General features: G+C 73.9%; 20 protein-coding genes and 3 pseudogenes. 14 read left to right on the forward strand and 9 right to left on the reverse strand.

The genetic code is table 11. The features are described 5' to 3' along the window. Positions 1-933, forward strand: a 933-nt coding sequence (locus tag UW392_RS24595; protein ID WP_320777284.1) for a ferritin-like domain-containing protein, incomplete at its 5' end; no start/stop codon positions are given. Between the two features lie 25 nt (positions 934-958). Here the strand turns inward: UW392_RS24595 and nrfD are convergent. The 3 genes from nrfD to fdh are packed head-to-tail and all read right to left on the reverse strand — an operon-like array spanning position 959 to position 6,395. Beyond that, complete coding sequence (nrfD, locus tag UW392_RS24600; protein WP_320777285.1) at positions 959-2,074, reverse strand: NrfD/PsrC family molybdoenzyme membrane anchor subunit; 1,116 nt, start codon at positions 2,072-2,074, stop codon at positions 959-961. After that, positions 2,071-3,090: a 4Fe-4S dicluster domain-containing protein gene (locus UW392_RS24605; RefSeq protein WP_320777286.1), complete on the reverse strand. Its 1,020-nt coding sequence runs from the start codon at positions 3,088-3,090 to the stop codon at positions 2,071-2,073. Before UW392_RS24605 ends, nrfD begins: the two co-directional genes overlap by 4 nt. Then, positions 3,087-6,395: a formate dehydrogenase gene (gene fdh / locus UW392_RS24610; protein WP_320777287.1), complete on the reverse strand. Its 3,309-nt coding sequence runs from the start codon at positions 6,393-6,395 to the stop codon at positions 3,087-3,089. The genes UW392_RS24605 and fdh overlap by 4 nt, the downstream gene beginning before the upstream one ends. Positions 6,396-6,693: 298 nt before the next feature. On the opposite strand from fdh, the gene UW392_RS24615 reads away from it, so the two are divergent. Next, positions 6,694-7,425, forward strand: coding sequence for a DUF5995 family protein (locus UW392_RS24615; protein ID WP_320777288.1), 732 nt, complete (start codon positions 6,694-6,696; stop codon positions 7,423-7,425). Here UW392_RS24615 and UW392_RS24620 read toward each other — a convergent pair. Continuing rightward, positions 7,422-8,093: a YceI family protein gene (locus tag UW392_RS24620; protein ID WP_320777289.1), complete on the reverse strand. Its 672-nt coding sequence runs from the start codon at positions 8,091-8,093 to the stop codon at positions 7,422-7,424. The two genes, UW392_RS24615 and UW392_RS24620, sit on opposite strands and share 4 nt — an antisense overlap. A 199-nt stretch (positions 8,094-8,292) precedes the next feature. On the opposite strand from UW392_RS24620, the gene UW392_RS24625 reads away from it, so the two are divergent. Continuing rightward, entirely contained in the window at positions 8,293-9,120 is an 828-nt protein-coding gene (locus UW392_RS24625) for an SDR family oxidoreductase (RefSeq protein WP_320777290.1), read from the forward strand. Positions 9,121-9,192: 72 nt separating this feature from the next. After that, positions 9,193-9,471 carry a hypothetical protein gene (locus tag UW392_RS24630; protein ID WP_414496692.1) on the forward strand — a complete coding sequence of 93 codons (279 nt, stop codon included), beginning with the start codon at positions 9,193-9,195 and terminating at the stop codon, positions 9,469-9,471. A 202-nt stretch (positions 9,472-9,673) separates the two neighbouring features. On the opposite strand, the gene UW392_RS24635 is transcribed toward UW392_RS24630, so the two are convergent. Next, positions 9,674-10,357: a hypothetical protein gene (locus UW392_RS24635; RefSeq protein WP_320777292.1), complete on the reverse strand. Its 684-nt coding sequence runs from the start codon at positions 10,355-10,357 to the stop codon at positions 9,674-9,676. A 475-nt stretch (positions 10,358-10,832) separates the two neighbouring features. Between UW392_RS24635 and UW392_RS24640 the strand changes: the two genes are divergently transcribed. Together UW392_RS24640 and UW392_RS24645 are read left to right on the forward strand one after the other, a co-directional pair. Beyond that, the gene (locus UW392_RS24640) at positions 10,833-11,708 is read left to right on the forward strand and encodes an esterase/lipase family protein (RefSeq protein ID WP_320777293.1); all 876 of its coding nucleotides are present in this window, start codon (positions 10,833-10,835) and stop codon (positions 11,706-11,708) included. Positions 11,709-11,827: 119 nt separating this feature from the next. Further along, on the forward strand, positions 11,828-12,808 hold the full coding sequence (locus UW392_RS24645) for an alpha/beta hydrolase (RefSeq protein WP_320777294.1): 981 nt from the start codon (positions 11,828-11,830) through the stop codon (positions 12,806-12,808). Between the two features lie 31 nt (positions 12,809-12,839). Here the strand turns inward: UW392_RS24645 and UW392_RS24650 are convergent, their stop codons facing one another. Then, on the reverse strand, positions 12,840-14,243 hold the full coding sequence (locus tag UW392_RS24650; protein ID WP_320777303.1) for an amino acid permease: 1,404 nt from the start codon (positions 14,241-14,243) through the stop codon (positions 12,840-12,842). A gap of 222 nt (positions 14,244-14,465) precedes the next feature. On the opposite strand from UW392_RS24650, the gene UW392_RS24655 reads away from it, so the two are divergent. The 3 genes and pseudogenes from UW392_RS24655 to UW392_RS24665 all read left to right on the forward strand — a co-directional run. Continuing rightward, positions 14,466-14,804 carry a hypothetical protein gene (locus tag UW392_RS24655; RefSeq protein WP_320777295.1) on the forward strand — a complete coding sequence of 113 codons (339 nt, stop codon included), beginning with the start codon at positions 14,466-14,468 and terminating at the stop codon, positions 14,802-14,804. A gap of 261 nt (positions 14,805-15,065) precedes the next feature. Further along, on the forward strand, positions 15,066-15,488 hold the full coding sequence (locus UW392_RS24660; RefSeq protein WP_320777296.1) for a hypothetical protein: 423 nt from the start codon (positions 15,066-15,068) through the stop codon (positions 15,486-15,488). Between the two features lie 57 nt (positions 15,489-15,545). Next, a pseudogene (locus UW392_RS24665) lies at positions 15,546-16,066 on the forward strand (TetR/AcrR family transcriptional regulator); the annotation flags it as partial. A gap of 18 nt (positions 16,067-16,084) precedes the next feature. Here UW392_RS24665 and UW392_RS24670 read toward each other — a convergent pair. From UW392_RS24670 to UW392_RS24680, 3 genes are all read right to left on the reverse strand, one after another. Beyond that, complete coding sequence (locus UW392_RS24670; RefSeq protein WP_320777297.1) at positions 16,085-18,064, reverse strand: peroxidase family protein; 1,980 nt, start codon at positions 18,062-18,064, stop codon at positions 16,085-16,087. Positions 18,065-18,074: 10 nt separating this feature from the next. Next, positions 18,075-19,409 (reverse strand): cytochrome P450, encoded by a 1,335-nt coding sequence (locus UW392_RS24675; protein ID WP_320777298.1) that lies wholly within the window; start codon positions 19,407-19,409, stop codon positions 18,075-18,077. A gap of 389 nt (positions 19,410-19,798) precedes the next feature. Next, entirely contained in the window at positions 19,799-20,272 is a 474-nt protein-coding gene (locus UW392_RS24680; protein WP_320777299.1) for a carboxymuconolactone decarboxylase family protein, read from the reverse strand. Between the two features lie 226 nt (positions 20,273-20,498). Between UW392_RS24680 and UW392_RS24685 the strand changes: the two genes are divergently transcribed. The 5 genes and pseudogenes from UW392_RS24685 to UW392_RS24705 form a co-directional block, all read left to right on the forward strand. After that, the gene (locus tag UW392_RS24685) at positions 20,499-23,243 is read left to right on the forward strand and encodes a SpoIIE family protein phosphatase (RefSeq protein ID WP_320777300.1); all 2,745 of its coding nucleotides are present in this window, start codon (positions 20,499-20,501) and stop codon (positions 23,241-23,243) included. Positions 23,244-23,315: 72 nt separating this feature from the next. Further along, positions 23,316-24,365, forward strand: a complete 1,050-nt coding sequence (gene ltaE, locus UW392_RS24690; protein ID WP_320777301.1) for a low-specificity L-threonine aldolase — start codon at positions 23,316-23,318, stop codon at positions 24,363-24,365. 283 nt (positions 24,366-24,648) lie between these two features. Then, positions 24,649-25,053 carry a hypothetical protein gene (locus UW392_RS24695; protein WP_320777302.1) on the forward strand — a complete coding sequence of 135 codons (405 nt, stop codon included), beginning with the start codon at positions 24,649-24,651 and terminating at the stop codon, positions 25,051-25,053. A 125-nt stretch (positions 25,054-25,178) separates the two neighbouring features. Next, positions 25,179-25,670, forward strand: a pseudogene (locus UW392_RS24700) (SPFH domain-containing protein); the annotation flags it as partial. Beyond that, positions 25,663-26,669 (forward strand): annotated as a pseudogene (locus UW392_RS24705) (DNA repair ATPase); the annotation flags it as partial. The pseudogenes UW392_RS24700 and UW392_RS24705, both read left to right, overlap by 8 nt.

Here is a 26,669-nt window from a genome sequence, read left to right on the forward strand (position 1 = left end):
GGCCCGGCGCCGGACGGGATCGTCGCCCGGCCGGACCCCGGCTGGGGGCTGGCCGCCCGGGGCGCCCTGGTGGAGGAGGGGGCGCCGGCCCCGGGCTTCGACCTGGCCGAACGGGACTGGGTGTGGGCCGACGTCGCCCCCCGGCTGTACGCCCACGCGGCGGCCGCCCAGTGGGACCCGGCCACCGCGGTGCCCTGGGACGCCCCCTTCGACCTGCCGCCCGCGATCGAGGCGGCGGTGGTGCAGGTCATGACGTACCTGGTGGAGAACGAACAGGCGGCCCTCGTGGTGCCGGCGCGGCTGCTGACGCGCATCCACCCGCACTTCCGGGAGGTCGTCCAGCTGCTCGCGGTGCAGGCCGCGGACGAGGCCCGGCACGTGGAGGTGTTCACCCGCCGGGCGCTGCTGCGCACCAGCGCGTTGGGCACCTCGTCGGCCGGCGGCCGCGCCTCCCTCGCCGGTCTGCTCACCGAACCGGACTTCGCGCTCGCCTCGTTCCTGCTCTCCGTCCTCGGCGAGGGCAGCTTCCTCAACCTGCTGTCGTTCCTGGACCGCCACGCCCCCGATCCGGTGACCCGCGCGGTGGTCCGCCTGGCCCACCAGGACGAGGCCCGCCACGTCGCGTTCGGGGTGGCCCACCTGGAGCACCGGGCGTCCGTGGACCCGGCGTTGAGGGGCCGGCTGCGGGGCGCGGTCGAACGCCGCCACGACATGCTGCGGGACACCGCCGGGCTCAACCAGGACGTCATGGACGCGCTCCTCGTCCTGGCCGCCGGCAGCTGGGAACCCGCGGCCGTCGCCCGGGGTCACCGCCATGTCCAGGACCTCCTGGAGGCCATGGACCAGGGGCGGCAGCGACGGCTCGTCCGGCTGGGCTTCCCCGCCGACGAGGCGGCCGACCTGTCGGCCCTGCACACCCGCAACTTCATGTGAGGACCGACGGCCGGGCCCGCGCCGATCACTTCCCCGACTCCTCCGATCCCTCCGGCTCTCCCGACCCTTCAGCCTCAGCCGCCATCCGCAGGCGCTCCCGCTGCGGCACCACCACGTACGCCGGGTCCTTCGTGGAGGCGACACCCGCCTCGAAGGTGCCGAAGCGCTGCAGGACGCTGCCCGCGAGCAGCGCGAGACCGGCGGCCGCGGCGGCCGTCCGGCTGCGCCGGGCGAGGGTGACCGCGACGGCCGTCCCGCCGAGCGTCAGGTACTCCGACGCCCGGCGCAGCCGGTGCGCCCGCCCGGTGGTGTAGGCCTCGGTCACCAGGCCGGGCCGCCGGTCGATCAGCCGGGAGGTGACGAGTTCCGCCGCCGCACCGGCCGCCGCGAGCCGCCGGGCGGGGCCCGCCTCGGCCACCGGGGCCACCACCATGCCGAGGCCGCCCCCGGCCGCCGCCGCGGAACCGGTGAACAGGAACGGCAGCTGCCGGTGGGCCTCGTGCCAGGCCGGCACGGCCGTCTGGGAGAGCAGTACCGCCGTGTACGAGGCGACCGCCGGGGCGACGACGGCCGAGGCCAGCCCGGCGGGGCGGGCGGCGAGGCGCAGCAGCTTCCCGGGCAGCGTGGCGCGCACGGCGGCGGGCAGCAGTTCGGCCGTGGCCGCCAGCACGGTGCCGGGTCCGTACGCGACGAGGATCCAGGTGCCGATGGACATCGGGGAGCTGGGCTTGGCGACGCGCAGCATGTGGTGGAACCGCTCGGGCCGCCCCAGGTCCGCGACCAGCAGGTACATGCTGGCCAGCAGACCGGCGGCGCTGCCCGCCCGGCACCCCCGGCGCAGGGACGGACGGCCCGTCAGGTCCGCCCCGGCGGCGAGCAGCGCCGCACTCGCCGACAGCCCGCCGGTGAACAGATAGCCGGCGATCTTCCAGTCCCACACCGGCGGCTTCAGCACGGGCCGGCCGTAGTACGAGCGGAACTCCGCGCGCGGCACCATCGACCGCTCCCGGCCGCCGTCACCGCCGTCGCCGCCCCGGCCCTTCCCGCCGCCGTGCCGGTCGGTGCCGAACGGACGGGCCGTCATGTCGGCCGCCCCGGCGTCACTGCGCGGCTCCCGCAGGATGCCGTCGTCCTGGCTCATCGCCGCCCTCCGCCCACGAAGACCGCCACCGCCGCGGTGAGCAGCGCGGACGCCGCCACACCCGCGTACGTCCACATCTCGGGGAGGTCGCGGGTCGGCACCACCGGGTCCGGCGGCAGCCCGTACACCTCCGGTTCGTCGAGGAGCAGGAAGAACGCGCCGTCGCCGCCGACCCCGTCGTCCGGGTCGCGCCCGTACAGCCGGGCCTCCTCCACCCCCAGCCCGTGCAGCTGTTCGAGGCGCCGGTCGGCGCGCTCCCGCAGCTCGTCCAGCACGCCGAACTGGATGGAGTCCGTCGGGCAGGCCTTGGCGCAGGCCGGTTCCAGGCCGCCGCGCAGCCGGTCGTAGCAGAGGGTGCACTTCCAGGCCCGGCCGTCGTCGGGCCGCCGGTCGATCACCCCGTACGGGCAGCCGGAGACGCAGTAGCCGCAGCCGTTGCAGATGTCCTGCTGCACCACCACGGTGGAGAACTCGGTGCGGAAAAGCGCCCCGGTGGGGCAGACGTCGAGGCAGCCGGCGTGCGTGCAGTGCTTGCACACGTCGGAGGACATCAGCCAGCGGAAGTCCGTGCGGCCCTCCGCGCCGGTGGTGGCGCCGGGCAGGTCGAAGGAGGGGAATTCCAGGTCGACCGGGCCGGTGCCCAGTTGGGCGCCGCCGCGCTCGGCGTGGAGCAGCCCCTCGGCCACCACCTCCTGCTGCACATCGGTCACGGAGGGCCCGGTGGGCAGGTCCGGCAGGCCCGTCTCCTGCAGGCCCAGCGGGCGCTGCTGCTCGATGAAGGCGACGTGCCGCCAGGAGGACGCCCCGAGCATGCCGGTGTTGTCGTACGACATGCCCGTCAGGTCGAGGCCGTCCTCGGGCACGAGGTTCCACTCCTTGCAGGCCACCTCGCACGCCTTGCAGCCGATGCAGACCGAGGTGTCGGTGAAGAAGCCCACCCGCGGTGGGTGGTCGACGTGGCCGGCGTCCGCGGCGGGGTCGTCGAGCGGCCCGTAGAAGCTGTTCTCGCGGGTCATGGGGAGCCTTCCGGTGGGGCCTGGTCCTGGTCCTGGTCCGGTTCCATGTGGGGCGGCCCGGGACCGTCACCGGCCGTCATGATGCGGGTGCCGGTCCGCGGGGTGATGCCGGCCCGCTCGCGGTAGCCGCGGACGTACTCCAGCAGGGCGGGCCCCCGCGGTCGTCGCCCGGGCCGGACGTCGCAGGTCAGCACCTTGCTCTCCTGGATGAGCACGTTCGGGTCGGCCACCACGCCGATCAGGTCGTTGACCACGTCGCCGCTGACCAGTCCGGTGTGCCCCCAGTGGTAGGGCATCCACACCTGGTGGACCGTGCGGCCGTCGATCCGCAGCGGGGCCATCCGGTCGGTGACGAGCACCCTGGCGTCCACCGCGGCACGGCTCGTGATGACGTGGGCCCAGTCCAGGTGGGCCAGACCGCGTTCGGCGGCCAGCTCCGGCGACACCTCCACGGTGAGCTCCGGCTGGAGCTCGGCCAGGTACGGCAGCTGCCGGCTCATGCCGCCCGCGGTGTGGTGCTCGGTGAGCCGCGAGGCGGTGAACACGTACGGGAACACCTCGAAGTGGGCTTCGGGCGGGGCCGGGTTGGACGGGTTGTCGGGGCGTCCGTACACCTTGCGCACGGGGTTGCCCTGCTGGCCGTACAGCAGGTTGCGGACGGGCGACTCGTGCGGCTCGTAGTGGGTGGGCAGCGGGCCGTCCGCCAGCCCGGAGGGGGCGAACAGCCACGCCTTGCCGTCCGCCATCATGATGAACGCGTCGTCGCCGCCCAGCGCCTCGGGCCCCGACGAGCCCTCGGGCGGCCGGTAGTGGGGCGGCTTGGTCCGCTCGAAGTCCGGGATGTCGTGCCCGGTCCACTCGCCCTCCTCCGCGTCCCACCAGACCAGCGCCTTGCGCTCGCTCCAGGGGCGGCCCTCGGGGTCGGCGGAGGCACGGTTGTAGAGCACCCGCCGGTTCAGCGGCCAGGTCCAGCCCCACTCCGCCTCGTACGGGCCCTGCTCGAACCGGGACCTGCGCCGCCGCGCCTGGTTGACCTCGTCGGCGTACACCCCGCTGTAGATCCAGCAGCCGCAGGCGGTGCTGCCGTCGGCCCTGAGATCGGCGTAGCCGCTGACGGCCCGGCCGGTCCGCAGGTCGACGCCGTTGATGCGGCGCAGCACGTCGGCGGGGTCCGGCTCGTCGCCCTCCATCCGGTAGTCCCAGGCGAGGTCGAGCAGGGGACGGTCGCGTTCGTCCGTCGAACCGGCCAGCCTTTCCCGCAGCAGCCGGCCGAGGTGGTGGAAGAACCACAGCTCGGAGCGGCAGTCACCGGACGGCTCGACGGCCTGGTCCCGCCACTGCAGCATCCGCTGGGTCTGGGTGAAGGTGCCGGACTTCTCCACGTGCGAGGAGGCGGGGAAGAAGAACACCTCCGTACGGCACCGTTCGGTGACGATCTCCCCGGTCTCGATCTCGGGCGCGTCCTTCCAGAACGTGGCGCTCTCGATCATGGTCAGGTCGCGCACCACCACCCAGTCGAGGTTGGCCATGCCGAGCCGCTGGAGCTTGCCGTGCGCCGAGCCGACCGCCGGGTTCTGGCCGAGCACGAAGTAGCCGGAGACCTTCCCCTCGACCATGTCCATCACGGTGCGGTACGTGCCGTGGTCGCCGTTGATGCGCGGCAGGTAGTCGAAGCAGTAGTCGTTCTCCGCGGTCGCCGCGTCGCCCCAGTACTCCTTGAGCAGCGAGATCATGTAGGCGTCGGTGTTGCCCCAGTACCCCTTGGTCCGGTGCGGCCCGACCGCGTCCACGTACCCGGCCAGGTCCGCGTGGCCGGTGTCCGGCATCGGCAGGTAGCCGGGCAGCAGGTTGAACAGGGTCGGGATGTCGGTGGAGCCCTGGATGCTGGCGTGCCCGCGCAGCGCGTAGATGCCGCCGCCGGGACGGCCGATGTTGCCCAGCAGCAGCTGCACGATGGCCCCGGCCCGGATGTACTGCGCGCCGACCGAGTGCTGGGTCCAGCCGACGCTGTACACCAGCGCGGTGGTGCGCTCCCGGCCCGAGTTGGCCGTCCAGGCGCGGCACACGTCCAGGAACTGCTCCCGCGGCACCCCGCAGACCCGCTCCACCATCTCCGGGGTGTACCGGGCGAAGTGCCGCTTGAGCACCTGGAAGACACAGCGGGGATGTGTGAGGTCCGGATCGGAGGCGATCTCGGTGTCGGTCCCCTCGACGGTCGGCCCGGCGGCCCCGTGCCGGAACGGCTCGGTCTGCTCCTTCTCCCGGCGGCCCGGCCGCTCCTCCGCCCGGACGCTCTCGTACGCCCAGCTGGAGGCGTCGTACGCGGCGGTGCCCGGGTCGTACCCGCTGAACAGCCCGTCCAGGTCCTCGGTGTCCCGGTACCGCTCGCTCAGCAGGAACGGCGCGTTGGTGTACGCCCGCACGTACTCACGGAAGTCCAGGTCGTGGGAGAGGATGTGGTTGACCACCCCGCCGAGGAACGCGATGTCGGTACCGGCCCGCAGCGTCACGTGCTGGTCGGCATGCGCGCTCGTACGGGTGAAGCGCGGGTCGATGTGGATGACCCGGGCGCCGCGCGCCTTGGCCTCCATCACCCACTGGAACCCGACCGGATGGGCCTCGGCCATGTTCGAGCCCATGATGATGACGCAGTCGGTGTTGACCAGGTCCTGCTGGTAGTCGGTGGCGCCGCCGCGCCCGAACGAGGCTCCCAGACCGGGAACCGTGGCGGAGTGTCAAATACGTGCCTGGTTCTCGACCTGGAGTGCCCCGAGCGCCGTGAACAACTTCTTGATGAGGTAGTTCTCCTCGTTGTCCAGCGTGGCCCCGCCGAGGCTGGCGATCCCCATCGTGCGCCGCAGCGTCCGGCCGTCCTCGTCGGTGTCCTGCCAGCCCTTCCGCCGCGCGGCCAGCACCCGGTCGGCCACCATCTCCATGGCGGTGCCGAGCTCCAGGTCCTGCCACTCGGTGCCGTAGGGCGGCCGGTAGCGCACCTTCAGCTCACGCTGCGGACCGGTGACGAGCTGCTTGCTGGCCGAGCCCTTGGGGCACAGCCGGCCGCGCGAGATCGGGCTGTGCGGGTTGCCCTCGATCTGGGTGACCCGCTCGTCCTTCACGTACACGCGCTGCGCGCAGCCCACCGCGCAGAACGGGCAGACCGAGTCCACCACCCGGTCGGCGTCCTCCGTCCGGGGCGTCAGCCCGGCCGAGCGCGCGGACCGCGCCGCCGTGCCGCGCCCGAGCGGGTCCGTCCCGGTGAGCTGCCGGTACACCGGCCATGCGTCGAGCCACCGTCTCACGCCCATCCGCCTGCTCCTTCGTGCGGTGGCGGTTGTCTGTCGCCTCCACCCGACCGTACGCCGTCACCGGGAGGCCGCAACCCGGGGCCGGAGAGTTCGTTGTCCGACCGACGGGCGAGCGGTGGTGGGCGGGCGAACGGGGGGCGCGGCCGTGCGACGGACGGTGTCGGGGTGCCGAGGGGCGGTGGGCGCGCTCGCGGTGGCGGGAGCGCTGTTCATGGCGGCGGCGGTGCCCGCCGGAGCCAATGCCGCGGGAGGGGAGGCCGGACCGTACCCACGCTGTGCCGGCCCGGTGTCCGGATGCGTGGGCGAGGCGGAACACACGCTCGCCGGCCTCCGGGACGAGCTGGGCTGTGACCACCGGGCGCCCTTCGCCGCCGTCTACGTCGCCCTCGAGCGGGAGCTCGCGGCCGAGGTCCTGCGGCCCGGGGCGTTCGCGGAGCCGTCGTGGACGGCGGGCGACCTGAACACCGGCTTCGTCGACCGCTACCTGGCCGCCCTGCGGGCCGACCGCGCCGGCCGTCCCGTGCCGCGGGCCTGGGCGATCGCGTTCGAGGCGGCCCGGTCGGGCGACGCGAACGCCGGACAGGACGTCCTGCTGGGGGCCAACGCCCACATCCAGCGCGACATGCCGTACGTCCTCGCCCGGCTCGGCACGACCCGTCCCGACGGAACCTCCCGCAAACCCGACTACGACCGTGTCCAGACGGTGCTGGAGCGCGCCTACGGGCCCGCGGTACGCGAGGTCGCCCGGCGGTACGACCCCGTGGTCGGTCTGGCCGACGACCGGTGGAACCCGATCGCCGGTCTCACCGCGACGCAGCTGTTCCGCCTCTGGCGCGAACAGGCCTGGTCGCACGCCCGGGCGCTGACGGACGCCCCGGACGACACCGCGCGCCGACGGGTGGCACGGGACATCGAAGCCGGCGCGGCACACTGGGCCGCCCTGCTGTCGGCGGTCCGGGTCCCCGGGTACCGGCTGGTCCGCGACACCCACTGCACGGACCGGCCCGGGCGGCCGGGGGACGGTCCCTAGCCGGTGAAGTCCGTACGGATGGCGGCGATGTCGAACTGGAGGCGCACCTTCTCGCTCACCATGGCCCCGCCCTCGGCCAGCCTGGCGTTGTAGGTCAGGCCCCAGTCGGAGCGGTTGATGGTGGTGGTGCCGTCGAAGCCGACCCGCTCGTAACCGAACGGGTCGACCACATGACCGATGTAGGTCAGCTCCAGGACGACAGGGGCGGTGACGCTCTTGATGGTGAGGTCACCGGTCATGCGGTAGACGTCCTTGCTCGCGAGCTCCACCTCGGTGCTCCGGAACGTCATCTCCGGGTACCGCCGGGAGTCCAGGAAGTCGCGGCCGACCAGATGGCCGTCGCGCTGCTCCACACCCGTGTCGACGCTGCCGGTGGCCACCACGATCTCGGCCCGGGAGCGGGCGGGCCTGCGGCCGTCGAAGTAGAGGCGGCTGTCGTACCGGGTGAAGGAGCCCCGCACCGTCGTCACCATGGCGTGCCGCACGGAGAACCCGATCCTGCTGTGGGCGGGATCGATCATCCAGTCCCCGGAGAGGGCCGCGAGGGCGGGGTCCGGCTGGACGGCGGCCCGGGACGTCGTCGCCGACGGAGCCGGCCGGACCGCCGGATCCGGCTGCGCCACCGCGCGCCGTGGTGCGGGACTGGAAGTGCGGCTGAACAAGTTCATGAGGCACCTAGTTACTTCATGGGGGAGGAGCCCGCAAGACCCGATCATGAAAGCCGACGTCAAACGGAACGAGACCTTCACAGATGGGTGGTTCCTCCGGCCGGCGGATGTCCGCACCGCACCGGAGGAGACCCTCGGTGATCATGTGATGACGGACGGGTTCTCGCGCGGCCGGAAGCGGACGGAAGGGACACGGGAGATGGCAGACAACGGGACGACCGGCACCGCCGTGGTGACCGGGGCGTCGTCGGGCATCGGGGCCGAGTACGCCGGGCGGCTGGCCGCGCGCGGCTTCGGCCTGGTCCTGGTCGCCCGGCGCGCCGAACGCCTGGCCGCGCTGGCGGAACGGCTGCGCGACTCCACCGGGGCGGCGGTGGAGACGCTGGTGGCCGACCTCGCCCGGACGGCGGACGTCGCCCGGGTCGCGGAGCGGGTGGCCGCCCCGGACGTGTCCCTGCTGGTCAACAACGCGGGCATCAACGGGTACGGGCCCTTCACCGAGGCCGATCCCACGCTGCTGGCCAAGGTGGTCGACGTGAACGTCGTGGCGCCCACGGCGCTGGCCCGCGCCGCCCTCCCCGGGATGGTGGCGCGCGGCCGGGGCGCCGTCGTCAACGTCGCCTCGCTGCTGGCGTTCGCCGGCTCCCTGCCGCCCGGGCCCCTCCCGCACCGTGCCGTCTACGCGGGCACCAAGGGGTACATGGTGACCTTCACCAGGACCCTCGCCGCCGAGCTGGCCGGCACACCGGTACGGGTCCAGGTCGTCTGCCCCGGCCTCACCGCCACCGAGTTCCACCTCAGCGCGGGCGACAGCCCGGTCGAGGGCGAGCGGCAGCGCGTCCACGACGAGGGCGGGATGCCCGCGGCCGACGTGGTGACCGCCTCGCTCGCCGCGCTGGACACCGGGGAGGTGCTGTGCGTGCCCGGCCTGGCGGACGCCGGTGCCGTGGACGGCCTGGCCGCCGCCGAACTCGGGCTGCGCGCCGGGCCCGGCGCGTCGGTGGCCGAGCGCTACCGGGCCGGGTAGCGCACGGGGCGGTACCGCGGTGCGGGACCGGGTGCGCGCCTCGGCCACCCCGGACTGTCAGTGCCGGCTGAGATGCTGCCGGGCGTGGACGACTGGCAGATCATGCGGGGCCGGGTGTACGGCGCCGATCACACCGATCCCGGCCCGCGGCCCGGGCGTACCTACGGCGAACTGGTGGGCGGCCCGCTCGACGGCCTGCTCCTGGACGTCACCGACCTGCCCGACCGGGCCCGGCGCGAGGGGGTCGAGCTGCCGACCGAGATAGGACGCCACGGCCCCGGCGGCCGGGCCCGGTACGTGCCCCGGGCGGACGGCGGACGCCGGTTCGACTGGGCCGGGGACCTGCGGTGAGAACCAGGGGCGCGAGCCGGCCGCCGCGGCCCGGCAGGCCCGGGATCCCCCGGTCCGGTCGTCCCGGTCAGGGCCGTACCGGGCCGGGGGAGCCCGGCCCGACGGCCGGGCCCCGTCGGGCAGCCCGTCCTGCCGCCCCTCCGGCGGCGGGTGCGAGGATGCCCCCGCCCTCCGGGCGGCGACGGAGGGGTGACGGCAGGCCCTAGGCCGTCTCGGACGTGCTTCCGTCGGCCGGTTCCGGCGCCTGCTGGGCGCTGTCGGGGGCGGTGTAGTACACCGAGGTCCCCTGCTTGGTGCGCTGGGCGTGGTTCCGGGCCACGAGCCCCTCGACGGTGGTGCGCACGACGGTGGTCTTGATGCCGCGCTCGGGGTGGGCCTGATCGAGCGCCGTGGCGATCTCCGCGGCGGAACGCGGCTCGCCCTGCTCCGTGAGGTGGCGGCGGACGAGTTCGACCAGGGTGGGCTTGTCCGCCTTCTCCGCGGTGGCCTGCTTCCCGGTGCCCGCCTTCTTCCCTGCGGTGCTCCTGCCCGCGGTCTTCGGGGCGGCCGGCTTCTTGTCCGCGGCGCGGCCCCGCGCGCCCGCGCTCTTCTTCGGCTGCGCCCGCCGCTGCGCGCCGGACTTGGTCGCGGTGTCCTCCCGGGGGGCGGGCACGGTGGTGCCGCCGGTCTCGGCGGCGGCCGAGGCGGCGGCCGGTGCCGCGCCGAGCGCCTGCTGCACGTTGACCAGCACGGCGTGATCGTGCTGCAGGGCGGTCAGTTGCTGCTGCAGCGCGGCGATGTCCGCGCTGATCCGTTCCTGCTCGGCGGTGTTGCGCTCCAGGTCGGTGGCCACCTGGGTGGCGTACTGCGATGTCAGGTCGGTGGCGGTGGTGGTGTTTTCGGGCATGCGGTGGACCTTTCCTCGGTTTCCTGGCCGGACTTGTGACGGCCGGCGTGAGCCGTACGCATGGACGCTCGTGACGGCGCCCGATCGGCGGCGGAGGTGACTGCCGCGCGGAGCCCGGCGTGGAGATAGTACGGATGAGGGCTGTGCTTTGTGGGGTTGTGGGTGGTGTGTTGGGCGGGATCCGGGCCGGGGCACCGGCGGTCGGGCCCGCTGACGGACCCGGACCGGGCGGCCGTTCCGCCTGCCGGTGACGACCGGGGCACCACCTCGACGGCGCGGGACGTCGCCCGTGCGTGGCCTCGGTGGGCGTCAGCGCGGGCGGGACATTAACCGGCACGAATGGTTGGGCGGCCGGGCGGTGTCCCCTGCGCGGGACGGGTCGTTCATCAGCTCACACGACCCTCGGAACATCACACGGCGACAGCCGTCGCGTTCTCCCCGCCCCATTCGCTCCGTACCCCTGTAAGGACCTTCGATGGCCCGCCTGACCTCCCGTCTTCCCTTCCGCGCCCTGCGTATGCTCCTCGCCGCCGCCGTACTGGCCGCCGCGTCCCTGACCACCGGCGGGGCCCACGCCGCCCCGGCGGCGGAGGCGGGCGGCGGGTGGAACGACTACTCATGCCGCCCCTCCCCGGCCCACCCGCGGCCGGTCGTCCTGGTCCACGGCACCGGTGCCAACTCGGTGACCAACTGGGCCGTTCTCGCCCCCGACCTGGCGCGGCGCGGCTACTGCGTCTTCGCCCTGGACTACGGCCAGGTGGGCCTGCCCCTGGTGCACGGCCTGGGGCCGATCGAACGTTCCGCCGGGCAGCTGCGTTCGTACATCGACCACGTGCTCGCCACGACCGGCGCCCACGAGGTCGACGTGATCGGCCATTCGCAGGGCGGCATGATGCCCCGCTACTACCTGAGGTTCCTCGGCGGCGCGGACGAGGTGCACCACCTCATCGGCATCGCCCCGAGCAACCACGGCACCACCCTGCACGGGCTGGCCCCGCTGGTGCGCGCGGCCACCCGGCGGGTCCCGGCCGCCGACCGCATCTTCCCGGCCGTCAACCAGCAGCTCGCCGGATCACCTTTTCTGACTAGGCTGAACGCCGGCGGCGACACCGTTCCCGGCGTCCACTACACCGTGATCGCCACCCGCTACGACCAGGTGGTCACCCCGTACCGGTCCCAGTTCCTGCACGGCCCGGACGTACGCAACGTCCTCGTCCAGGACCTGTGCCCGACCGACCTGGCCACACACGAATCCGTCGGCTTCACCGACCGCGTCACCCACCACGAGATCGCCAACATCCTCGACCCCGCCCACGCCACCCCCACCACCTGCGCCTCCGCCCTGCGGTAGACACGTGCGCGGCCGGGCGGAGCGACACTTTGCCGGAACGGCAACACGGCTCCGCCTCCCACGGCCTCCGCAGCATGATGGGCGCCGAACGGTACCGACCGAACGGACCCGGAGGACACATGTCAGCGCACGCCACCCGCCCCACCCACCGCGTCGTCCCCTCACCGGCAGGCCGCGTCCACCTGGTGGAGCAGGGGACCGGGCCGGTGGTGCTGCTCGTGCACGGTTTCCCCGAGTCCTGGTACTCCTGGCGCCACCAGTTGCCGGCCCTGGCCGCCGCCGGGTACCGGGCGGTCGCCGTGGACGTACGCGGCTACGGACGTTCCTCCCGGCCCGGTGACGTCGCCGCGTACCGGATGCGCGAACTGGTGGCGGACAACGTCGCGGTGGTGCGCGCGCTGGGTGCGGAGTCGGCGGTCGTCGTCGGTCACGACTGGGGCGCGGGCATCGCCGCCCACTCCGCACTGCTCGAGCCGGAGGTCTTCCGCGCGGTGGGCATGCTCAGCGTCCCGTACACCCCGCCCGGCGGACCGCGGCCCACCGAGGCGTTCGCGCGCGTGGGCGGGGACGACGAGTTCTACATCTCCTACTTCCAGCAGCCGGGCCGTGCCGAGGCCGAGATCGAGCCGGACGTGCGCGGCTGGCTCGCGGGCGTCTACGCGGCCCTGTCCGCCGACACCATGCCCGCCTCCGGCGCCCCGGACCCGCACTTCATCGGCCGCGGCGGGACGATGAGCGAGCGCTTCCCCGCCGGACAACTCCCGGCCTGGCTCGGCGAGGAGGACCTCGACGTGTACGCCGGGGAGTTCGAACGGACCGGCCTGACCGGCGCACTGAACCGCTACCGGAACATGGACCGCGACTGGGAGGAGCTCGCCGACCTCCACGGCGCGCCCATCGCCCAGCCGTCCCTGTTCATCGGCGGCCGCGAGGACGCGAGCACCATGTGGCTGTCCGACGCGATCGACGCCTACCCCACCACCCTTCCCGGGCTGACCTCCTGCCACCTGCTGGACGACTGCGGTCACTGGGTGCAGCAGGAGCACCCCGCCGAGGTGAACCGCATCCTGACGGAGTGGCTCGCCGCGCTGCCCGCCTGATCGCCGCCGGTTGGGACTTTCGCAACAGGCCCTAGGGCGTGCGCTGCCGCCGGGCCGCCATCACCGCGTACACGATGACGCCCGCGAACAGGAACAGCACGCCCTGGTACACCGCCGCGTATCCGGCGCCCGCCACGAGCCACATCGAGAAGGCCGCCGCGACGGCCGCGACCACGGTGTCCCGCACCAGCCGCCCGCGGTCCACCAGTTCGTGCCGCCCGGAGACGAGGTGGAACAGCTGCGCGGCGGCGGCCAGCAGGTACGGCACGGTCGCGGTGAACGTGGTGACCAGGACCAGGACGTCGAAGACCCGCGCCGTGCCCGCCGTGTAGTTGTAGACGGTGAGCAGCGAGGCCAGCACGACGGTGACGCCGACACCGACGGTCGGGACGCCCCGCCGTCGGTGCGCGAAGGCGGCGGGGAACAGGCCGTCCTTGGCGGCCGCGTACGGGGTCTGGGCGCTCAGCAGCGTCCAGCCGTTGAGACAGCCGGTCATCGACACGAGCGCGGCCAGGGCGACGGCCCAGCCGCCCCAGGCGCCGCCGAACATGGCGTTCACGGCGTCCGAGAAGGGCGCGGTCGACTCCGCCAGGCGGTCGTGGGCGACCGTGCCGAAGACGGACAGCGTGCCGAGCAGGTAGACGAGCGCCGCGCCCGCGGTGCCGATGACGGTGGCGCGTCCGACGTTGCGCCGGGGGTTCTTGACCTCGCCCGCGCTGACGGCGGCGGACTCCACGCCCAGGTAGGAGAAGAGCAGCAGGCCGGCGGCGGCGGACACCGCGCCGATCGTGCTGCCGCCGCTCGCGTTGAACGGGCCCAGGTTGTCCGCGTCGAAGAAGAACAGCCCGCCCACCGCGACGAGCAGCAGCGGAGCGAACTTCAGCACCGTGGAGACCAGCTGGACGGCGCCCACGTAACGGGTGCCCGCGAAGTTGGCGAGCGCGGGCAGCCACTGCAGGACGAGTGCGGCCAGACAGGCGGACCAGACGTGGTCGTTCACCGGGATCAGCACGTCGAGGTAGCCGACGGCGGCGACGGCGAGCGCGGCGTTCGACACCCAGGTGGTGATCCAGTACGCCCAGGCGGCGAGGAAGCCGGCGAAGTCGCCGAAGGCCTCGCGGGCGTACACGTAGGGGCCGCCGGTGCGCGGATCGCGCTGGGCGAGCCGGCCGAAGACCAGGGCGAGGGCGATGGCACCCACGGTCAGGACGCCGAAGGCGACCAGGCTGACGGTGCCGTACGGGGCCACGGAGGCGGGGAGCAGGAAGATGCCGCCGCCGATGATGTTGCCCGTGACCAGGGCGGTGGCGACGGGCAGACCGAAGCGGCGGGCGTGTCTGCCGGTGCCGCCGGCGGGGTCGTCCGCCGGGGTGGGGCTCACGGGGGTCTGCGCTGAGGCCGGAGCCGGCTGCGGGGCGGTCCCGGTGACGTGCATGGGGTGGTGCGCCTCTCTCGAACTGGTGCCCGGGATCACCGGGGCGGGCCCCATGGTCCGACATCGTCCGATGCGCCTCCAAATCACACTTTTTTATCCTGCCGGTCTCCTTGCCGCACCGCAAAAGGTGCGCCGTCCGGGGCGCCGGAGCGGGAATCGTCCAGTGGTGCGCCGGAGCGTGAGAACCGGTGACCGAAAAGGCGCGGTCCTCGTTCACCCGACATGTGCCATCGCCGGACGCTCAGGCTGTTCACTCTTTCCGCCGCGGTCGCGGTCAGTGCGATCGGGGGCGCCACGACGGCGTCGGCGGGAGGTGCCCTGCCCGACACCCCGCCCGCCGCCGGCGCCGGGTGCCGCGGCTCGGATGAGGGCGCCCGGGCGGGGGGCGCGACCACGCACGGGACCGGCACCCTCCACGGCAACGCGACCGAGGGCCCGGTCGGGGGCTCCCTCAACCAGTGCGGTGGCACGAGCAGCCTGGTCGCCCCGCCGGCGGTCGGCGCGCTCTTCCTGGGGCCGGCGCTGCAGAACCTGGCCCAGAAGATGCGCGGCGGAATGTAGGTCGTGCCCGGCCCGGTGGGACGACGACACGCGACGTGAAGAAAGTTAAGTAAATGAGGTCAACATCTGGTTCGATGGGGTAGGTGATCTTGCGTCCCTGCCCTCGGAAAGGCAACAGCTGATGTCACCCGTCTTCGCACAGACCTCGACCGTCGTTCTGTTGTCTCCCTTCCGCAGGGCAGCGGAGGATCCCCATGACATGGCCGTCCGACGCCCCCAGGGTTCCCCGCAGACAGCGATCACGGAGGTCTGATCATGTTCATGGCCCAGCCCCGTGCCCGCTCCCGCTCGCGTTCCGACATCCCGTTCGAGGCCATCGACGCCGACGTCCTCCGCATCATCTCCGACACCCGCACCCCGGTGTTCGTCACCGTGCACGCGGGCGGCCGGCGCCGGTACGGCTACTGGCAGGCGTACGACTCCCGCACCAACCGGGGAGGGTGCTACGTCGCCCTGCCGACCCCGGTCTGCGACCGGCTGCACTCCGCGGGCCGGATCGAACTCGGTGATCCCCTGGAGGACCCGGGCAAGACGACGTACCGCGTCCGGCCCGGCCGCACTCCGGCCCCGTCCGCCCGCAGGCCCCCCGCGCCGGTGCGCCTCCCCGCGGCCCCGGCCCCAGCACCGGCCCCCGCCCCAGCCCCGTCCCCGGTGCGCACGGCGGCACGGACGCTGGTCGCCTGAGGGCGGAGGAGCCCGACGACCGGCGGCGTCGAGGAGAAGGGGCGCTCTGAGGCGCTCGCGTGGGAGCAGATCGCCTCGGCGGGGGCGTCGGCGCTGTCCCTCAACGCGATCGCCAAGCAGGTGGGCATGAGCGGCCCCGCGCTCTACCGGTACTTCGCCGGCCGCGACGAGCTGATCACCGAGCTGGTCCGTGACGCGTACCGGAGCCTCGCCGACGCCCTGCACACGGCTTCCCAGGACGCCGCCGACGCGGCTACGGCACGCCCATTCCCGGCTACCACGCGCCCGACGACACCACCGCGAACGCCGGCGAGATCATGCACACGCTGCTCGACGCCTGCTCCGCGCTGCCGCCGCGTCCGGACAGCCCTGCGGCGGCGGCGTTCGACACGCACCTGGAGGACCACCGGCCGTGGGCGGACGGGCACCCCGCCCCGCCCGCGGTCCTGCACCGGGCCCTGGCCTTCTGGACCCGGCTGCACGGCGTCCTGTCCCTGGAACTCTCGGGCCACCTCACCGGAATGGCGTTCGACCCCGCGCTGCTCTTCGCGGCCGAGGTGGAGAGCCTGCTGGAGCCCCGACCCGCCCGCTGGGCCCTAACGGCCCCTCCAGGGCGCGAAGGCGTTGTCCGTTCCGCGGAGGGCGGGGCCCAGCTCCGGGTGGTGCCGCAGCAGCACGGCGACCATGGTGGTGCGGTCCACCCACGCCAGGCCCTCCGGCGTGTAGGTCTCGGGCCGGTAGTCGGTGGTGAAGAAACGGTCGCTCTTCAGCCGGCGGCTGGCCATCAGGACGAAGATGCGGAACAGCGAGTCGCTGAAGCCGAATCCGGCCGGCCGCGGCTCCGCGAGATTGCCCACCAGCGTGTCGACGCGGTCGATCCGGCCTCCGTAGACGTCCTCCAGGAGCGCGGTGTCCTCCTTGTGCCCGCCGGTCAGCTCCTCGAAGGAGGCGACCGGACGCTTGCGGAGCATCGTCCGGTAGGCGTTGTAACGGGGGATGCCGCGCTCGCGGTCGCGCAGGATGTCGACGGTGCCCAGATCGACGCGCTCGCCGGTGAGCCGGACGAGGTCGCGCAGGGCGTCCGGGTGGTTGTGCAGGACCAGTGCGCCGGGATGGGCGACACCGAAGGAGAACAGCAGGTCGCTCATGCCGTGGGCGTCCACGGCGGCCCGGGTGGCGGGGCCTTGCATGTCGTCGAAGCCGATGACCGCGCGGACGCCGCACGTACGGTGGTCACGGATCGTCAGCGCGTCGGGGATCAGCGGATGCATCCGGTACGCCGAGACGAACTCCTCCGTCATGGAGTACGGGGCGGCGTGGTGGGCGGTGGGGGAGCCGAGGATGCCGCTGAGCACCTCGCCCCGGCCGATCCGCCCGAACCTCCGGCTGAGGCGGCGCGGCAGGAGGCCGTACCAGTTGGCGTTCATCGCCCGGCGCACCACCGGGGTGCCGAGGATGCCGGGTGTCCACTCGACCGTATGGATCTTGGCCATGAGCGCGGTGTTGACCAGCCGGGCGGTGTGGAAGAGCCGTTCGTCTCCCCAGGCCGGATAGGACGAGCGCAGATGGCCGCAGATGGCGTTGTGCTCCCTGGCGAACAGGGTGTGCAGGAGCGACAGGCCCGTCCAGTAGTCGGCGTTCATGCCGGTCGCGTCGAGACACGACCGCCCCGGCCGCGGATCGGCGGGCAGCCGCCCGTCCACGACCGTGAGCCGGCCGCCCTCCCCGGTGCGCAGCGACCGGCACTGCGCCTCGTCGGAGCCGTAGAGCTGTGAGCCGTCCCACCAGTGCGTGACGGTGTTCGCGTACGTGGGCGGCGCGTGCGGGGTGGTGTGCGCGAGGGGATCGGGCCGGGTCCGGTTGACCCGCATCGGGCACGCGCCCCGCCAGCCGTCGTCCTCGGCGAGGGGAACGGTGAAGGGCTCGGCCCGCTCGTTGTCTCCGTGGTTGGCCCAGCCGTGCGTCTGGAAGTGGATCCAGGCGGCGGCCAGCAGGTTGAGCGTGGTGGCCGGGGTGAAACCGCGGCGGGCCAGCAGCCGGCGGCTGATCTCGCGCGGGCTGGGGGACATCAGGTCGTCGTCGGAGCCGGGGAAAGTCAGCCGCAGCGGGGCGTTGCGGTCCAGCCGGGTGCCGGCCCGGCCCATGTCCTCGTCCTCGGGGTCGTACCCGGAACCGTCGTAGGAGCGGTACGGCGCGAGGGCGGGCGTTCGCCGGCGGGGCCGCTCGCCGCCCGCGGAGAAGGTGTCGTGCAGGTTGTGACGGCGGAGGTCGTCGCGGAGCACCCGGAGGTTGAGCAGGCCGAGGGCCGGGGGGAGTTCGTGCCACGCGCGACGGCCGTTGAGCCGGCCGAACGCGGCGGAGCCGAGGCGTTCGAGGACGCCGGGCGGTTCGTACGGCTGGGCCGGCCGGCCGCAGGCGTGGGGGTCGTGCGGGGTGGGAACGGCCGGGTCGGGCGGGGCCTTCGCGTTCTCCGCGTTCCTTGGGGCCTTCGCGTTCTCCGCGTTCCTTGGGGTCTTCGCGCTCTTCGCGTCCTTCGGGTCCTTCGGGTGGTCTTCTGGGTCCGTCCGGTCCGGCATGTGTTTCCCTTCAGCGTGGGGCCAGAGTGAGCCGGATGCCGGTGGGGGACAGGGCGCCCGGTAGTGGGCGGTGCGGGTCGAGGGCCGGCCGGCTCCCGGTGATGCGGCAGGCGCGCAGTACCTGGTCGCACAGGGCCGTGGTGATCAGCAGCGCCGACCGGTCGCCGGGGCAGCGGCCGCCGCCCTGGCTGAAGGGTGCCGTCCGGGTGTCCCGGTCGGCGCCTTCGGCCGACCAGCGGCCCGGCACGAACCGGTCGCCGTCCGCGACGCGTGAGGAGTCACGCTGCAGGAAGCCGATCGGAACCAGCACCTGGGTGCCCGCCGGACGGCACACCCCGCGCCACTCGGTGTCGGCGCGCAGGACGCGCACCAGGTCGGAGACGGGGGGATAGAGCCGCAGGGCCTCCTGTACACAGGCCCGCAGCCGGGAGTCCCGTCCGGCGAGCGACTCCTCGTACACCGCCTGCTGTTCGGCGGGACGGGCGGCGAGCAGGGCCAGGGTCGTGACGGCGGCGTACGCCAGGGAGTCGATCGCCAGCAACCAGTGGTGGGCCTGGCCCACCGGGTCGATCTCCTCGGCGCACGGCTGGGCCAGGGCGCGGCCGGTCAGGGTGTACGGGGGCGCGTGGGCGGCGTACTCGTGCAGCCGGACGGTGGCGCGGGCGTAGAGCTGGGCGGTGGCGGGGCCGGGGCGGCGCACCGTCCCCCAGTTGGCCCTCCGGCGCAGCGACCTCAGCCAGCCGTGGAGTTCCTCGTCGTCGGCCGCCGCGTCACCCAGCACACAGCGGCGGGCGATCCGTTCGACGGCACGGGCCAGCTCCGGGTGGGTGAGCCGGGGCCCCCGGGTGAGCGGTGCGCTCTCCTCCCGGATGACGGAGAGGAAGGCGGCGCCGCAGGGGTGGGTGTCCCGGTCATGGGCCAGGGCGTGCTCGTTGAGCGCGCGGCGGGCCTCGCGCAGCGGGCCGTGGGTGCAGATGACGCCGGTCGGTTCCATGACCGAGAGCATCCGGGCCTTGGCACCGGCGTCCAGGGCGAGCCGTGCGACCGGTTCGGCGAAGAACCGCTGGACATCGGCCGGGTCGAACAGGACGAGCATGCCGCCCGACCGCCCGCGCACCAGCACGGGCGCGCCGCCGTGCCGGTCCCGCAGGGAGCGGAGGGTGGCGGCCGACCACCGGTGCTGCCGGACCGCGACCAGCAGGGCCACCGTGCGGGGCCGCTTGGTGACGCCGCCCTTGACGAGGAGCGGCAGGGAATGGGTCAGGACGAACCGCAGGGACGAGACCGGGCCCGCGCGGACGGGCTCTCCGGCCGCGTCATGCCCGGGGGCGGTGCGCGCGGTCACGCTCCGGCCGCCTTCCCGGACGTCGTGACGGAAGCGTCGATGAGGGGTGTGGGGGCGGTGGGCTGGAGGGGGGCGAGGTGCATACCGGCCTTCCGGCGTCGCGGGCGGGGCACGGGGGAGACGGTGCGGCGTCTCCAGCCTGGCCCGCTCCGTGGCGGGGAGGGCAGAGCGTGATCGAGGGCACGCGAAGCACTCTCCGGCCGGCCCGGAGGCGTGAGCACAACGGGTGTGCCCGGTGCTGCCCGAGTGGCGTTCGCCGGCCGCGCGAGCCGCGCCGGCCGGGGGGAGTGGGGCGAGCGGAGCACCGCCGGTGGCGTCGGGCGGTGCTCCGCTCGGGCCGCAGCCCCTCAGCCCTCAGCGGCGGCCGGAGGCGGCGCGGCGGACGCCGGTCATCCGAACTGACCGACCTGGTAGTCGCCGGCGGGGTTCCGGACGATGACGTTCAGGCGGTTGTAGGCGTTGATGAGGGCGATGAGGGACACCAGGGCACCCAGCTGCTCCTCGTCGTAGTGCTTGGCGGCCTCCGCCCAGGCCTCGTCCGTGACGCCGCCGGCCGCGTCGGCGATGCGGGTGCCCTGCTCCGTCACTTCCAGGGCGGCGCGCTCGGCCTCGGTGAAGACGGTGGCCTCCCGCCAGACCGCGATCAGGTTGAGGCGCAGCGAGGTCTCCCCGGCGTGCGCGGCCTCCTTGACGTGCATGTCGGTGCAGAAACCGCAGCCGTTGATCTGGCTGGCGCGGATCTTCACCAGCTCCTGCGTCGTGGAGGGGAGCCCGGACTCCGCGAGGACCGCGCCCGCGGCGCGCAGGGACCGCAGGAACTTGCCCGTGAGCGGGCTGCCGAAGGGGTTCAGACGAGCTTCCATGGTGGACTCCTGCTTTCGGTTCGTATCGGCAAGGGTGCTGGTACCGGCGCCGGCAGCGGCGTCGTTCCCGGTGCCTGCACCCCTCTGACCGGACAGCAGGGCGCGCCCTGACAGGTACGGGGTGTGACGTACGTCTCCCTCGTGGTGGGCCGCTGTCGTCGGGGGTCCGGTACGACGTGGCGCGTGTCAGGAGGCCGCCGGATGCCCGGTGGCGCAGACTGAGGCCATGGACGGCCTAGATCCGCCGGGGCTCTCACGGCGGTTCCCCGCGCGACCGGACAGTGCGGCGTCGGCTCGGCGGTTCGTGCGAGCCGCTGTGCACGGTGCCGGACCGGTCGACCCGGACGTGGCCGAGCTGCTGGTCGGTGAGCTGGTGACCAATGCGGTGCTGCATGCCGGCAGCGAGATCGAGGTACAGGTGCGGGCGGCCGACGGCACGCTGCGCGTGCGGGTCGTCGACGACAGGGTGGACCGCCATGTGGTCCCGCTGTACGGTCACCCCTACGCCAGTACGGGGTGGGGGTGGGCCCTGGTCGAACAGCTGTCCTCCCGCCACGGGGTCACGACCGACGGTCACCGCAAGGCGGTCTGGTTCGAGCTGCGGCCCCCCGAAGTGGCGTCCTCCGAAGTGGCGTCCCCCGAGGTGCCGTCCCCCGAGGTGCCGTCCGCCGGGGTGCGGGCCGGAGACCCGGATTCCTCCACGGCCGCCGCCGGCACCGTCACGCTGGTCGACCTGCCGTGCGCGCTGTACTCGGCGTCGCAGCAGCACCGGCACGCGCTGCTGCGTGAGCTCCTCCTCGCCGTGTCCGCCGGCACCCGGTTCGGTGTGCGGCCGCGGGACCTCGTCGTCGCGCACGACATCAGCAACGTGATCAGTTCCCGCGTGGCGGCGGCGCTCGGCGTCCAGCCGTCCGACGCGGACATGCGCACCCTCAGCCTGTCCGTCCCGGCGGAAGCCGCGACCGCCGTGCCCACCTTGCGCGGGGTGCTCGACCTGGCCGAGGCCGCCGCCCGGCAGGAGCGCCTGCTCAGCCGGCCGGGCCTGCCCCAGATCCGCGCCTTCCGCGACTGGCTGCTCGAGGAGATCACCCGCCAGCTCGCCGGCGAGGAGCCCACCGCCTGGACCCTGGTCCCCAGGGAGCCGAGCGCCAGGCCGTCGGAGCTGACGCCGTGGGACGTCCGCCAGGTGCAGGGCAGCAGGGTCCCGACCATCGCCGCCGACGACGCCAACCGCGTCATCGCGGTGAACCGGGCCGCGGCCGACCTGCTGGGCTGGCACGAGGACGAGCTCGTCGGGCAGCGGATCACCGCCCTCGTCCCCGAGCACCTCCGGGACCGCCACGTGGCGGCGTTCACCTCCCTGCTGCTCACCGGGAACCCCAGCATCCTGGGCCGTTCCGTGCCCCTGCCGGCGCTGCACCGAGACGGCGGGCTGCTCCCCGTGCGCCTGTTCATCCAGACCCAGGAGGCCGCCGACGGCCGTACCGTGTTCGTCGCCCAGCTCATCCCCAGGGCGAGTGAGCCCGCTCCCGCACCCGACACCTCCGCCGCCCCCGACAGGGCGCGGCTCGAGCCGGGCGGAACCCCGGCCGGTCCGCACCCGGAGGCCGTCGCAGCGGAGGGGGCGGCACCGCACCCGGAGACGGCCGCGGAGGACGCGACGCAAGGGGCGGCACCGGGTGCCCGGGACGACGTGCACCGGACGCGGACGGCGCTGGAAGGGCTGTCCCTGCTGGCCGACACCAGGAGCGCGCTCGCCGGCACCCCGGACCTGGACGTCCTGGTGCAGCGGGTGTGCGAGGTCCTGGTGGGGCGGCTGGCCGACTGGTGCGTGGTGGACCTGCTCGACGAGCACGACCAGCTGGACCGGGTCCGCGTCGTCCACCGCAACGCCGCGGCGCTGCCGCCCGAAGCGTACGAGGGAAGGCTCCCGCCGATGTGCGAGACCGCGCGGGGACCCCTGCCCCGGGTGCTGCGCGGCGCGGGCCCCCTGCTGCTCACCGAGATCCCGCCGCCGAGCCAGGCGACCAGTGCGCTGGACGCCCGCCAGCTCGACCTGTTCGAGCAACTGGGAGTGGGCAGCGCCGTCGTCGCTCCGCTGCGGGCCCGCAGGGAGGTGCTCGGCGCCCTGACGGTGGCCCGTATCGGCGGGCCCCACCCGTTCACGGAGGAGGATCTGCCGCTCATCTCGGACGTGGCCGCCGCGCTGGCGCTGGGCGTGGACAACGCCCGCCTGTACCGGGAGACGCGGCACATCGCCGAACGCCTCCAGCGGTCCCTGCTGCCCGCGCTGCCCGACACCGAGCACCTGCACCTGGCCGCCCGTTACGCGCCCTCGTCGACCAGCGCGCAGGTCGGCGGTGACTGGTACGACGCCTTCGTCGTCCCCAGCGGCGACACCGTACTGGTCATCGGTGACGTCACCGGACACGACCTCAAGGCGGCCGTCGCCATGAGCGCGCTGCGCAACATGCTGCGCGGCATCGCGGTGGACCGGCAGGAACCCCCCGGCGACGTGCTGCGCCGCCTGGACCTCGCCAGCCACACCCTCTACCGGCAGGCCACCGCCACCTGCATCTACGGCCTGCTCAAGGACGACCGCGAGGACGGCTCCCGGAGCCTGCACTACTCACTCGCCGGACATCTGCCGCCGCTGCTGACCACCCGGGAGGGCGACACCCGCTACCTTGACGCGGCGGCGGGCCTGCTGATCGGCATGGATCCCGAGACGCCCCGCCCGACCGCCCGCGAGGTGCTGCCGCCCCACTCGACCCTGCTCCTGTACACCGACGGCCTGATCGAACGCCGTGGCGAACACCTCGACGAGGCCATGACCAGGCTCCGCCAGCACACCGCGGCCCTGGCCCGTGAGCCGCTCCACGTCTTCTGCGACGAACTGCTCATCGGGCTCGCCGCGGACAGCACGGACGACGTCGCCGTCCTCGCGGTGCGTCCCACCCCGCCGGCCTGACGCCCCCGACCGGCGTGGCCCGGCCGCCCCGCGGGCGGTGGCAGGGAGGGCCACCCGGTAGGAATGGGGGTCATGGACACCAGGGACACCGTCATAGACCTGCGCAGCGACACCGTCACCCGCCCCACCGAGGGGATGCGCGCCGCCATGGCGCGGGCCGAGGTGGGGGACGACGTGTTCGGCGACGACCCCGCCGTGAACGTGCTCCAGGAGCGGGTCGCGGAGCTGCTCGGCTTCCCCGCCGCGCTGTTCGTCTCCTCGGGCACCCAGAGCAACCTGTGCGCGCTGCTGACCCACTGCGGGCGGGGCGACGAGTACATCGCGGGGGGACAGGCACACATCTACTCCCACGAGGGCGGCGGCGCGGCCGTGCTCGGCGGGATCCAGCCGCACCCGTTGCCGCACCGGGAGGACGGGACGCTGGACCCGGCGGACATCGAGGCGGCGGTCAAGCCCGACGACCCGCACTTCGCCCGGACCAGGCTGCTGTGCCTGGAGAACACGTTCGGCGGCACGGTGATGCCCGTGGAGTACCTGGAGACGGCCACCGGTCTCGCCCGCAAGCACCACCTGGCGACGCACCTGGACGGCGCCAGGCTGTTCAACGCCGCGGTGGCCGGCGGCGGTGACCCGTACGACGGGGCGCGGCGGATCGCGGAGCACTTCGACAGCGTGTCGGTGTGTTTCAGCAAGGGCCTGGGCGCGCCGGTGGGTTCGGTGCTGCTCGGCTCGCGGGAGTTCGTCGGCGAGGCCCGGCGGTGGCGCAAGGCCCTGGGCGGCGGTATGCGGCAGGCGGGCGTCCTGGCGGCGGCCGCGTCGTACGCGCTGGACCACCACGTCGAGCGGCTGGCCGAGGACCACGCGAACGCCGCGCTGTTCGCCGAGGTCCTCGACGGCGTGCCCGGACTGGAGGTCGGCGCGGCACGTACCAACATGGTGTTCGCGCGGCCCGTCGCGGGCGTCGCACCGCAGGACCTGGTGGAGCGGCTCGCGGCCCGGGGTGTCCTGTGCACGGGCGGCCGGCCGCAGCTGCGGTTCGTGTTCCACCTCGACGTGACCCGGGCGGACGCGGAGCGCGCGGCACGCGTGGTGCGGGAGGTGCTCACCGAGGGCACCGGCTGAGCCGGCTGAGCCGTCCGAGCCGTCCGGGCCGCCCGACCGGCAACCTCCCGGCATGCAAGCCCGCATGAACGTTGCCGGACACCGGCAATGCGCGGGCGGGGGCCTTGGGGCACGATTCCGTCAAGGGGAGCACAGCGGAGGAACCGGGCACCTCGGGTGCCTCAGGCACCGATATCAAGGGGTGCCCGGTTCCCGGTACCGGCCGGGAATTCGGCCGGCCGAGGTTTCGGCGGGGGCCGGTAGTCGTTCGCCTGTGCGCATACGGGGGAAGGGGGCCGGAGGGATGCTGACCGTCATGGAGGCCGCCACCGGGCTTCCCGTGATCCTGTTCACCGCCGCCCTGGTCGTGGTCGTGTGCTTCTGGCTGCTGGTCGCCGTCGGCGCCGCGGCCTTGGACAGCTTCGACGGGGACGCCGACCTCGGCGCCTGGGGGATGGGCGGCGTACCGGTGGCGGTCGCGGTGTCGCTGCTGACGGTGCTCGGCTGGCTGCTCGGGGTCGGTGCGGCCGTCCTGCTCGACGCCCTCGTGGCCTCCGACGGCCTCACCGCGTTCCTGCGGCCGCCGGTGTCGGCCGGTGCCCTGGTGGGCGCCTGGTGGCTGACCTGCCGGTTCGTCCGGCCGCTGCACCGTCTCTTCCCCGACGCACCCGGTCCGGCGCGCCCGGCGGCGCACGACAGCCGCGTCTGACCCGAGCCGGACCGGACCGTCCCTCGCCGTCGGCGAGGGGCTCCGCCCGCCGCTCGTTCCCGCGTGCCGCGTCGCCGCTCTTCCCCTCTGCCCTCGTCACCTCTCGCTCTCAGGGATGTGTGCCCATGGTTCTCATCGGCGTGTTCGCCGCCGCCTGCCTGCTCCTCCTCGCCGTCGTGCTGTTCGCCGTCTCCCGGCTGTTCCGCAAGGTGGAGCAGGGCAAGGCGCTGATCGTCTCCAGAATGCGGAAGGTCGACGTGACCTTCACCGGGCAGGTCGTGCTGCCCGTGCTGCACAAGGCCGAGGTGATGGACATCTCGGTGAAGACCGTCGAGATCACCCGGGCCGGCCGCGAGGGCCTGATCTGCAAGGACAACATCCGCGCCGACATCCGCATCTCGCTCTTCGTCAAGGTCAGCAAGACGGTCGAGGACGTCGTCAAAGTCGCCCAGGCCGTCGGCACGGCGCGGGCGAGCGACCGGAACACGCTGCAGGAGCTGTTCCACGCGATGTTCTCCGAGGCGCTGAAGACCGTCGGCAAGCAGCTGGACTTCACCGACCTGTACACCAAGCGCGAGGAGCTGCGCTTCCGGATCATCGAGGTCATAGGGCTACGAGCGCGGCGTCCACGAGCACGACGCCACCGCGATCCTCACCGCCCTCCTCCCGCTGTACGAGAAGGCCGGACCGCTGCGCCACGAGCCCGCCGCCCGTGCCGCCGCCCAGCTGTTCTGGGCCCACGGCGCCACGGACGGGGCGCGCACGGCGTGGACCCGGCGGGCGGTGTCCCTGGCCCGGGCGCGCGACACCTTCGGCCTCGCGCCCGCGATCGCCGAGCTGGAGGAGGAGCTGGCGGGCGCGATCGGCTCCTGGTCCGCTTCCCGGTCGGCCTCCCGGCCCGCGGAGGCCGACGCCGACGCCCTCGCCCCCGCGGCGGCCGCCTACCTCTTCGAGGAGCTGACGACCGGCCCCGACGGCTTCGTCCTCGCCGCCGTCACCCGCGCGCTGCTCGACGCCTTCCGCCGTACGGTCGACGCCGCCGCGTACGCCGACGACCTGGCCGCCCTCGACGACCTGGACGCACGCCGCCAGCTGGCCGGGGCGTGGCTCACGGCGTACGTCTCCGCCACCGGGACGCGGGACACCGGCGCGGGGACCGGGGTCACGGCGGGGGACCTCGCGGAGGCGGTCGCCGCCGAGCTCTGCCCGGACCTGCCCCGCCACATGTCCCACGCCCCGCCGCTCACCACGGTCGAGGGACTGCTCGGCACCCACCCGCGCGTCACCGGCCGCCGCCTGGCCCTGCGGATCGACGAGTTCCTCGCCCGGACCGGGCGCTTCGCCGAGCGGGACGTGCCCGCCTTCCGCGCCTACCAGTGCCGGCGCACCGACCTCGTGGCCGCGGAACGCGCCCGGCTGCGCCTGGACGCCCACCGGCCGCGCACCACGACGGCCTTCGTCCGCAACCGGCTCGTCGACGAGGTCTACCTGCCGCTCGTCGGCGACAGCCTCGCCCGGCAGCTCGGCACCGCGGGCGCCACCGAGGGAACCGCCACGGGCGGCGTCCGCACGCAGGCCCTCGGCGGCCCCGACGGTGACGCCCGCACCCGCGCCGT

Source organism: Streptomyces sp. CRN 30 (genome assembly GCF_034105845.1).

Coding starts and splice junctions, on each gene's coding strand:
- UW392_RS24685 (WP_320777300.1), top strand. CDS start 20,499: ATGGACGGCCTAGATCCGCCGGGGCTCTCACGGCGGTTCCCCGCGCGA.
- UW392_RS24605 (WP_320777286.1), bottom strand. CDS start 3,090: ATGACCCGCGAGAACAGCTTCTACGGGCCGCTCGACGACCCCGCCGCG.
- UW392_RS24670 (WP_320777297.1), bottom strand. CDS start 18,064: ATGCCGGACCGGACGGACCCAGAAGACCACCCGAAGGACCCGAAGGAC.
- UW392_RS24695 (WP_320777302.1), top strand. CDS start 24,649: ATGCTGACCGTCATGGAGGCCGCCACCGGGCTTCCCGTGATCCTGTTC.
- UW392_RS24625 (WP_320777290.1), top strand. CDS start 8,293: ATGGCAGACAACGGGACGACCGGCACCGCCGTGGTGACCGGGGCGTCG.
- ltaE (WP_320777301.1), top strand. CDS start 23,316: ATGGACACCAGGGACACCGTCATAGACCTGCGCAGCGACACCGTCACC.
- UW392_RS24680 (WP_320777299.1), bottom strand. CDS start 20,272: ATGGAAGCTCGTCTGAACCCCTTCGGCAGCCCGCTCACGGGCAAGTTC.
- UW392_RS24640 (WP_320777293.1), top strand. CDS start 10,833: ATGGCCCGCCTGACCTCCCGTCTTCCCTTCCGCGCCCTGCGTATGCTC.
- UW392_RS24655 (WP_320777295.1), top strand. CDS start 14,466: ATGTGCCATCGCCGGACGCTCAGGCTGTTCACTCTTTCCGCCGCGGTC.
- UW392_RS24660 (WP_320777296.1), top strand. CDS start 15,066: ATGGCCCAGCCCCGTGCCCGCTCCCGCTCGCGTTCCGACATCCCGTTC.
- UW392_RS24650 (WP_320777303.1), bottom strand. CDS start 14,243: ATGCACGTCACCGGGACCGCCCCGCAGCCGGCTCCGGCCTCAGCGCAG.
- UW392_RS24620 (WP_320777289.1), bottom strand. CDS start 8,093: ATGAACTTGTTCAGCCGCACTTCCAGTCCCGCACCACGGCGCGCGGTG.
- UW392_RS24635 (WP_320777292.1), bottom strand. CDS start 10,357: ATGCCCGAAAACACCACCACCGCCACCGACCTGACATCGCAGTACGCC.
- UW392_RS24630 (WP_414496692.1), top strand. CDS start 9,193: ATGCTGCCGGGCGTGGACGACTGGCAGATCATGCGGGGCCGGGTGTAC.
- nrfD (WP_320777285.1), bottom strand. CDS start 2,074: ATGAGCCAGGACGACGGCATCCTGCGGGAGCCGCGCAGTGACGCCGGG.
- UW392_RS24645 (WP_320777294.1), top strand. CDS start 11,828: ATGTCAGCGCACGCCACCCGCCCCACCCACCGCGTCGTCCCCTCACCG.